General features: G+C 61.7%; 4 protein-coding genes and 1 pseudogene. 1 reads left to right on the forward strand and 4 read right to left on the reverse strand.

Translation table 11 applies throughout. The annotated features are described in order from the left end of the window. Positions 1–303, forward strand: a pseudogene (locus tag ACWI8T_RS08780) (NAD(P)/FAD-dependent oxidoreductase); the annotation flags it as partial. A gap of 270 nt (positions 304–573) precedes the next feature. Here ACWI8T_RS08780 and ribH read toward each other — a convergent pair. The 4 genes from ribH to ribD form a co-directional block, all read right to left on the reverse strand. Further along, positions 574–1038 (reverse strand): 6,7-dimethyl-8-ribityllumazine synthase, encoded by a 465-nt coding sequence (ribH, locus tag ACWI8T_RS08785; protein WP_114615129.1) that lies wholly within the window; start codon positions 1036–1038, stop codon positions 574–576. Positions 1039–1086: 48 nt separating this feature from the next. Beyond that, on the reverse strand, positions 1087–2286 hold the full coding sequence (locus ACWI8T_RS08790) for a bifunctional 3,4-dihydroxy-2-butanone-4-phosphate synthase/GTP cyclohydrolase II (RefSeq protein WP_449138675.1): 1200 nt from the start codon (positions 2284–2286) through the stop codon (positions 1087–1089). A 40-nt stretch (positions 2287–2326) separates the two neighbouring features. Next, complete coding sequence (locus tag ACWI8T_RS08795; protein ID WP_449138676.1) at positions 2327–3013, reverse strand: riboflavin synthase; 687 nt, start codon at positions 3011–3013, stop codon at positions 2327–2329. Continuing rightward, a partial coding sequence (gene ribD, locus ACWI8T_RS08800) for a bifunctional diaminohydroxyphosphoribosylaminopyrimidine deaminase/5-amino-6-(5-phosphoribosylamino)uracil reductase RibD (RefSeq protein ID WP_449138677.1) occupies positions 2998–3998 on the reverse strand: 1001 nt, incomplete at its 5' end. The genes ribD and ACWI8T_RS08795, both read right to left, overlap by 16 nt.

Genomic DNA, 3998 nt, shown 5'->3' on the forward strand with positions numbered 1-3998 from the left:
ATTCGTGGCTTCAGCGACCCGAATGCCGTGCTTACGGGCGTTGAAACGCGCAGTTCGAGCCCCGTTCGCATCGTGCGCGACAAGGCAACGTGCCAGGCGCTGTTCTCGCAAACGACCGATTGCGGCTTGAAGATCGCCGACGAGTCGGCTGGAGTTGCGGCGGCTTCTCGCACGGCGGAAGGCGAGCCCATCGCGGGCGGCTTTTACCCGTGCGGCGAGGGCGCGGGCTATGCAGGCGGCATTATGAGCGCCGCGGTCGATGGCCTTCGCGTGGCGGAAGCGATTATCACTTCGTACGAATAAAGAAACGAAACGGACGACTCACAAGGGCCGTCCGTTTCGTTTCTATGTCAAATCGTTCGCGTCTCCCCGCCTGCCCTGAGAGGCCTTTCGGGGGCACGCTCGGCTACCGCTCGCGATGCTCGCTATGCGCCTCGCTGGCGGTGTTTCATATTGAAATGAAGATCATATTTGAACACCGACGCCCCCAAAGGCCTCTCAGGGCAGGCGGGGAGACGGCGGAAAACGCGCTTCCGATTCTCGGGAATTGTGCTGGACGCTCGGCTGGCCGTTTTACGCCATTTCGCGAAGCAGGTTCACCATTTCGATGGCGCCCTGCGCGCACTCGGCCCCCTTGTTGCCCGCTTTCGTGCCAGCACGCTCAATCGCCTGCTCGATGGTGTCGGTGGTGAGCACGCCGAACATCACGGGGATGTCAGCGCCAAGGGCGACGTTCGCCACGCCCTTGGAAACCTCGGAGCATACAAAGTCGTAGTGGCTCGTGGCTCCGCGAATCACAGCGCCCAGGGTGATGACGGCGTCGTATTTGCCGCTTTCCGCCATGCGCTTTGCTGCCAGCGGAATCTCGAAAGCGCCTGGCACCCATGCCAGGGCGATGTCCTCATCGGCAACGCCATGGCGCACGAGTGCATCTTGCGCTCCCGAGACGAGCTTCGAGACGATGAATTCGTTGAAGCGGGCGGCGACGATGCCGATTTTGATGTCTTCCGATACGACTTTTCCTTCGTAGAGTTTCATGATGCGGTGCCTTTCTTTGCGGTTGCTTGCTTGTGGGTTCTTCGGTAATTACACAGTGAGCATGTGGCCCATGCGGTCGCGTTTCGTCTCCAAATAATGTTTGTCGCACTCCGTGGGGGCGATTTCGATGGGCACGCGCTCGGCGATGGTGAGGCCGTAGCCCGAAAGCTGGTAGAGCTTGTCGGGATTATTGGTGAGCAGTCGCATGCTCTTCACGCCGAGGTCGCGCAAGATTTGGGCGCCGATGTAGTACTCGCGCGCATCGGCGGGGAACCCAAGCGCGAGATTCGCGTCGAGCGTGTCCATGCCCTGGTCCTGCAGCTCGTAGGCGCGCAGCTTGTTCAGAAGGCCAATGCCGCGGCCTTCCTGGCGCATGTACAAAACAATGCCACGTCCCTCTTGTTCGATCTGGCGCATGCTCGCGGCGAGCTGCTCGCCGCAGTCGCAGCGCAGCGAGCCGAATGCATCGCCCGTGAGGCATTCCGAATGCACGCGCACGAGCACGTTTTCTCCGTCGCCGATATCGCCCTTCACAAGCGCCACATGGTGTTCGCCGTTGAGCGTGTTGCGGAAGCCGTGTGCGACGAACGTGCCGTATGCGGTCGGCATTTTGGCCGCCGCGACGGGCTCGACCAGGTGGTCGTGCGTTTTGCGGTACTCCTGCAGGTCTTTGATCGTGATGAACGCCAAGCCCCATTCTTTGGCTTTTTCAGCGAGTTCGCTTGCGCGCATCATGGTGCCGTCGTCGCGCATGATTTCGCAGCACAGGCCGCACTGCTCAAGGCCGGCGAGGCGGCACAGATCGACGGTCGCTTCGGTGTGTCCATTGCGCTCGAGCACGCCGCCCGCTTTGGCGAGCAGGGGGAACATGTGCCCCGGACGGCGGAAATCTTGCGGTTGGGCGTCGGGGTCGACGCACTTCATGGCCGTAATCGATCGCTCGGCGGCGGAAATGCCCGTGGTCGTGTCGACGTGGTCGATCGATACGGTGAAGGCCGTTTCGTGGTTGTCGGTGTTGCGGGCGACCATTTGAGGCAGGGCGAGCTTGGCGATGTACTCGTCGTTCATGGGCATGCAAATGAGGCCTTTGGCGTGGGTTGCCATGAAGTTGATGTTCTCGGTGGTGGCGAATTGCGCCGCGCAAATGAGGTCGCCTTCGTTTTCGCGTTCGGGGTCGTCGGTGCACATGATGAGTCGGCCGGCGCGCAGCTCATCGAGCGCGTGTTCGATGGTGGAGTATTCAATCATGAGGGGTTCCTTTCGGTATGCCGAGGTGGCGTGGTGCGGTTTAGAAGAAGCCGTTGCTTGCAAGGAAATCGGCGGTGAGCGTCGATTGTGCTTTGCTCGCGCAATCGGACGTGTGCGGTTTAGTGACGGGGCTTGCGCGGCCCGAGGAAAGAAGCCTTTCGACGTATTTGCCGATGATGTCGCATTCCAAATTCACGATGTCTCCCGCCCGCTTACGCCCAAGCGCGGTTACGTCGGCGGTGTGGGGAATCATCGAAATAGAGAAGCCGTTTTCGGAAACGCGCGCCACGGTGAGGCTTACTCCGTCAATGGCGATGGAGCCTTTTTCAACGACGTAGCGGGTGATGGCTTCGGGCGCCTCGATGTCGTACCACACGGCAACGTCGTCGCGCCGCGTGGAGGTGATGCGCCCCGTGCCGTCGATGTGCCCCGACACGATGTGTCCGCCGAAGCGGCCATTGGCCGGCATGGCGCGCTCGAGGTTCACGGTGCTGCCAGCGCTCAGCGTTCCGAGCGACGATCGCCGCAGCGTTTCGTGCATCACGTCGGCGCAAAGGCCCACATCGTCTACGCGCGTTGCGGTGAGGCATACGCCATTGGTGGCGATGCTGTCGCCAATGCGTACGCCTTGCATAATCGCTGGCGCTTCGATGGAGAGCACCGAGCTTGCCGCGCCGCGTTTGATGGAACGCACGCGGCCCACGGTTTCGACTAGTCCTGTGAACATGCGTCCTCCTTTGGCGCGGCGTTTTCGGCAGATACAACGTCTCCTTCGATAAGCACGTCGTTGCCAAGCCTCTCGACGGTGGTTGCGGAAAGCGTCCACGCTTGATAAGGCGTATTGACTCCCGTGCCGCCAAGCGGGGAAGGCGCGCCGACGCCTGCGAAAATTTTCGGCGCAATGAACGCCTGCACGTGGTTTACGATGCCGGCCTCGAGGGCGCATGCGGCGAGCGTGGCGCCGCCTTCGATGAGTACGCTGTCGATGCCGCGTTTTCCAAGGGCGGCCATAAGCTGCCGCAAATCGATGCGTCCGTCGTGCTCGGGAACGCGCATGATTTCGCAGCCTGTCTCCCCGAGCTTTGAGGCGCGCTCGCCTGATGCGTTGGGAGTGCACGCGATAATCGTCGGCACGTTGCGGGCAGATTGGGCGATTGCGGAAGTTATGGGGGTGCGCAGGCGCGAGTCGCATATAACGCGTAGGGGGTTTCGTCCGCCTTCGATTCGACAGGTGAGTTGCGGGTCATCGGCGAGCACGGTGCCGATGCCGACCATGATGGCGGCGTGCCTCAGGCGTTCAGCATGCACGCGTTCTCGTGCAGCAGGGCCGGTAATCCAGCGCGATGCGCCGGTTTTCGTGGCGATTTTGCCATCGAGCGTCATGGCATACTTCAACGTGACGTAAGGCGTGTGATGCGTGATGAAGTGGAAGAAGATGGGGTTGAGGGCATCGCATTCCGCTTGCGCGACGCCCTCGTCGACTGTGATGCCAGCTGCGCGAAGTTGTTCGCAGCCTCGTCCTGCGACAAGCGGATTGGGGTCGGCCGACCCTACGACGACGCGTGCGATGCCCGATTCGATGACGGCTTCGGTGCACGGGGGCTGCTTGCCGGTGTGGCAGCATGGTTCGAGGGTTACGTAGAGGGTCGCGCCTTCGGGCGAGATGTTTCGAGCTCGGCAGTTGGCAAGAGCGGCGCGCTCCGCATGAAGAT

This window comes from Slackia sp., assembly GCF_977041755.1.